The 4726-nt window shown below is 68.8% G+C and carries 5 protein-coding genes; 1 reads left to right on the top strand and 4 read right to left on the bottom strand.

What is annotated here, in order from left to right; translation table 11 throughout:
* Nucleotides 1-38: 38 nt before the first annotated feature.
* From DCO49_RS19435 to DCO49_RS19425, 3 genes are all read right to left on the bottom strand, one after another.
* A complete protein-coding gene (locus DCO49_RS19435; protein ID WP_116865385.1) occupies nt 39-728 on the bottom strand; it encodes a methionine ABC transporter permease in 690 nt (229 codons plus the stop codon).
* Entirely contained in the window at nt 725-1732 is a 1008-nt protein-coding gene (locus DCO49_RS19430) for a methionine ABC transporter ATP-binding protein (RefSeq protein ID WP_116865384.1), read from the bottom strand. The genes DCO49_RS19435 and DCO49_RS19430 overlap by 4 nt, the downstream gene beginning before the upstream one ends.
* Before the next feature lie 211 nt (nt 1733-1943).
* Nucleotides 1944-2840, bottom strand: a complete 897-nt coding sequence (locus DCO49_RS19425) for a DMT family transporter (protein WP_116865383.1) — start codon at nt 2838-2840, stop codon at nt 1944-1946.
* Nucleotides 2841-2931: 91 nt separating this feature from the next.
* On the opposite strand from DCO49_RS19425, the gene DCO49_RS19420 reads away from it, so the two are divergent.
* Nucleotides 2932-3414: a YajQ family cyclic di-GMP-binding protein gene (locus tag DCO49_RS19420; protein WP_116865382.1), complete on the top strand. Its 483-nt coding sequence runs from the start codon at nt 2932-2934 to the stop codon at nt 3412-3414.
* Nucleotides 3415-3529: 115 nt separating this feature from the next.
* On the opposite strand, the gene DCO49_RS19415 is transcribed toward DCO49_RS19420, so the two are convergent.
* Nucleotides 3530-4621: a helix-turn-helix domain-containing protein gene (locus DCO49_RS19415; protein ID WP_116865381.1), complete on the bottom strand. Its 1092-nt coding sequence runs from the start codon at nt 4619-4621 to the stop codon at nt 3530-3532.
* Between the last annotated feature and the right edge of the window lie 105 nt (nt 4622-4726).

The raw sequence follows: 4726 nt of genomic DNA, 5'->3' as shown, positions 1-4726 counted from the left end.
ATCGTTGCCGGCCAGCGGCCGGCACTACATGGGTCGGGTTACTTGCGGGTGTAATGCGCGACCAGGCGGTCGCCGAGCATCTGCAGCAGCTGCACCAGGATCAGCAGAACCACCACGGTGACCAGGGCCACGTCGGTGCGGTTGCGCTGGTAGCCTTCGCGCAGGGCCAGGTCACCCAGGCCGCCGGAACCGATCGCGCCGCCCATGGCAGTGAAGCCGACCAGGGCGACGGTGGTGACCGTGGCGGCGGCAATCAGGCCCGGCCGCGCTTCAGGCAGCAGCACCCGGGTAACCAGCTGCCAGGTGGTGGCACCCATCGACTGCGCGGCCTCGACCACGCCACGGTCCACTTCGCGCAGCGCGGTCTCGACCAGGCGCGCATAGAACGGTGCCGCGCCGATCACCAGCGCCGGCAGCGTGCCGAGCACGCCGATCGACTGGCCCATCAGCCACAGCGACACCGGAATCAGCACCACCATCAGGATGATGAAGGGCACCGAACGCAGCAGGTTCACCACGATCGCCAGTACGCCGTAGGCAAACGGACGACGCTTCATCTGCGGCGCGCCAAACACGTACAGCAGCACGCCCATCGGCAGGCCGATGGCCAGGGTCAGCGGCAGCGAGCCGGCCATCATCAGCAGCGTCTCGACGGTGGCCTTGCCGATATCCACCCACTTGTCCGCATCCAGGTGGCGGAAGAAGCCTTCAGCAGTAGCGACGATCATCGACGCAGTTCCTCAACGTGCACGCCGGCGGCCACGAACGCGGCCTGCGCGGCGGACTGGTCACCGCCCACCAGGGCGACCACCAGCTGGCCATAAGGGGTGTCCTTGATCCGGTCGATGCGGCCGGACAGGATGTTGTAGTCGACGCCGGTCTGCCGCGCCACGCTGCCCAGCAGCGGTTCGTAGGTATCGCCGCCGAGGAAGGTCAGGCGCACGATGCGGCCACCGACCACGTCGAAATCGCGGTGCAGCGTGCCCTCGTCCACATGCTCCGATTCGCTGACGAAACGGCGCGTGGTCGGGTGCTGCGGGTGCAGGAACACCTGGGTGACCGGGCCGGTTTCCACCAGCTGGCCGGCATCAAGCACGGCCACGCGGTCGCAGACGCGGCGGATGACATCCATCTCGTGGGTGATCAGCACGATGGTCAGGCCCAGCTCGCGGTTGATCTTCGACAGCAGCGACAGCACCGAGGCCGTGGTCTGCGGGTCGAGCGCACTGGTGGCTTCGTCGCACAGCAGGATCTGCGGGCGGGTGGCCAACGCACGGGCGATGCCCACGCGCTGCTTCTGGCCGCCGGACAGCTGCGCCGGATACTTCGCCGCGTGGTCCTGCAGGCCGACGGTCTGCAGCAGCTCGGCCACGCGCGCGTCGATCTCGGCCCTGGCCACGCCGGCCAGTTCCAGCGGGAAGGCGACGTTGCCGGCCACGGTGCGCGAGGACAGCAGGTTGAAGTGCTGGAAAATCATGCCGATGCGCCGGCGCAGCGCGCGCAGCCCGTCGGCATCCAGCGCGGTGATGTCCTCGCCGCCGATCAGCAGGCGCCCGCCACTGGGTTCTTCCAGGCGGTTGATCATGCGGATCAGGGTCGACTTGCCCGCGCCGGAATGGCCGATGATGCCGAACACTTCGCCGGCCTCGATGGTCAGGTCCAGCGGTTGCAGCGCGCTCACTTGGCGGCCGGCAACGGCATAGGATTTGTGCAGGCGCTGGAACTCGATCACGGGCGTGGCTCACCGGCAGGGCGATGGAAGGGGCGTGCAGCCTACCAGCGCCGGCGGTTGCGCGCCTGCGCCTTGGGCCAGAATGTTATTCCTTTTGGTTCTAAGGATGCCGTGAAGCCTCGCAACCGGTAGTGCCGGCCGCTGGCCGGCAACCGCAGCGATCCTGCCAGCGCAAGGGATTGTCGGCCAGCGGCCGGCACTACCCCCAGGCTCAGGGATGGTCCAGCGGTTTCGGCGGCTGCACCCGGTTCAGGCGCTCGCGGTGCAGCAGATAAAGGCCCGAGGCCACGATGATTGCCGCGCCAGCCCAGGTATAGCCATCCGGCAGCTGGCCCCAGAAGGCCAGGTCCCAACCGATCACCCAGACCAGGCCGCTGTACTCCAGCGGCGCGATCATCGACGCCTCGCCCAGCTGGAAGGCGCGGGTCAGGGCGATCTGGCCGAGCGCGCCGGCCAGGCCCATGCCGGCGATCAGCGGCGCATGCGCCAGCTGCAGCGGCACCCAGCCCGGCAGCGCCAGCAGGCCGGCACCGATGGCCATGATGACCAGGAACCAGACCACCATCGACTGCGAGGTGTCGGTGCGGGTCAGCAGGCTGACCGTGATGGCGGCGATGGCGTAGGCGGTGGCGGCGGCCAGCACCATCAGGCCGGGAATGGAAATGAAGCCATCCACGCCGGGGCGCAGCACCACGATCACGCCCAGCAGGCCAACGCCGATGGCCACCCAGCGCCGCGGTCCGACCCGCTCGCCCAGCAGCGGCACCGACAGCGCCGCGATCAGCAGCGGGGCCACGAAGTAGATGCTGTAGGCGGTGGACAGCGGCAGGTCGCGCAATGCGTATACGAAGCAGCCGATCATCGCCATGCCCAGGCCGCCGCGCAGCAGGTGCAGGCCCCAGCGGCGCGGAATGAGCGAGCGCGGGCCGGCACTGGCCAGCACCCAGACCAGCACGAAGGGCAGCGAAGCCGCGCCACGCAGGAAGGTGACTTCCAGCGAGGGATAGCTGGCCGACAGCTGTTTCATGCCGGCGTCCATCAGCGAGAAGCAGGCCACGGCGGCGACCATCCAGGTCACCGCGCGCGAAGGGGAGCGTTGCGCGTTCATGGCCCATTATCGCCGACCGCGTGCCCCGCCGGGCGCCGGGCACGGGTGCCGCGATAGAATGGTGGCCACTGAATTCCGCGGAGCCACGCCCATGCCTTCCTTCGACGTCGTGTCCGAAGTCGACACCCACGAACTGACCAACGCCATCGACCAGGCCAACCGCGAACTGGCCACCCGCTTCGACTTCAAGGGCGTGGACGCCAAGTTCGAGCGCGAGGGCGATGTCATCAACCAGACCGCGCCGACCGAGTTCCAGCTCAAGCAGATGAACGACATCCTGCGTGCCCGCCTGGCCGCGCGCGGCATCGACGTGCTGAGCCTGGAGTTTGGCGACATCGAGACCAACCTGGCCCAGGCCCGGCAGAAGATTACCGTCAAGCAGGGCATCGAGCAGAAGATCGCCAAGAAGATCGCCGCTGCCCTGAAGGAAGCAAAGCTGAAGGTCGAAAGCCAGATCAACGGCGACAAGCTGCGCGTGCAGGGCAAGAAGCGCGACGACCTGCAGGACGCCATCGCGGTGCTGAAGGCCGGCAAGTTCGAGCTGCCGCTGCAGTTCAACAACTTCCGCGACTGATGGATGCCGCCGGGCATGGCCCGGCGCTACCGGGGTGTCGCGCGATGGATGACCGGCGCGCCCCGGGCTGTACGCTGCAGCGGTAGCGCCGGGCTATGCCCGGCGTACCGCCCGCCTAATCGCGCAGCAGCTTGTACAGCGTGGTGCGTGAGATACCCAGCTGGCGGGCGGCCAGGCTGAGATTGCCTTCGGCCGCCTGCGCCGCACGCCGTGCGGCTTCACGCTGCTGCTGGCGCAATGGAACGTCGGCCACGGTCATCGGTGCTGCCACCACCCGCGTGCGGGGCCCACGCGGTGCGCGCAGGTGCTGCAGGTAGACCGCACTGCCCTCGCCCAGCCGCACCCGGTGTGCAGGTCCCGGTTGCAGCAGCCGGCGCCGTTGCGCGGCACTGGCACCGGCAAACACCGTCTCCATCGACAGCAGAGGCAACGGCCCGCGGCGCGGCAGGCCCAGCAGGCGGCGTGCCACGCGGTTGGCGGCGCGCAGCTGGCAATCATCCTGCACCGCCAACAGCCCCTGCAGCGGCGTGGCCAGCCAGCGCGGATCGTGCTGCACGGCCAGCAGGTGCACATCGGCCAGCCCTTGGAACAAACGGTTCTCGCTGGCCAGCGCGGCCTGCCGGAAGTAGCCCTGCAGCAGCGCCGGATCACGCTCGCCCAGCCCGGTGATGTCGATCGCCCCGCAGACCTGGCCATCGAGGTCGTGCAGCGGTTCGCTGAGGCAGAACACCGGCGCGAAGCGCTGCAGGTAATGTTCGTTGCCACGCACCAGCGCGGGCATGTCATCGGCCAGGCTGACCGCTGGTGCCGTGGTGCCGATCTCGGCCTCGCCCAGCCGCCGCCCGACCTGGATCGGCCGCAGCAGTGGCGCATCCTCCAGGCCATGCGCCTGCTGCGCGATGACCAGGCCCTCACGGTTGGCGCAGAACATGGTCCAGCCACGCCCACCGAAGGCGGCCCACAGCTGTTCCAGTTCGGGCTGCACACAGCGCGCGAGGCGGCGGTCTTCGGGATCGCGCAGGCGCAGGCCATCGCCCTGCAGCGGCGGGTAGTAAGGCTCCTGACCCGGCTGCACCCCGGCCGCGCGCGAACGCTGCCAGGAGTGCTGCAGCGGCAGCGGCAACACCGCCAAGGACTGCACATCGCCTTCCGCGAACGCAGCACGCGCGGCGGCCAGCTGTTGTTGCCCGACTGTCGTGGCCATCATGGAAGCAGAGTACACCCGCGCATGCCATGCCCGCGTTACGTCCCGGCAACGGAATGTTTCCGTTCAAAGACGTGTTCGAACAAGGGGTCGGAGCCGTTTTCCGGT

This window comes from Stenotrophomonas sp. SPM (genome assembly GCF_003105135.1).
In the GTDB taxonomy this organism is placed as follows: domain Bacteria; phylum Pseudomonadota; class Gammaproteobacteria; order Xanthomonadales; family Xanthomonadaceae; genus Stenotrophomonas.
This window is presented reverse-complemented; position numbering and strand designations above follow the sequence as displayed.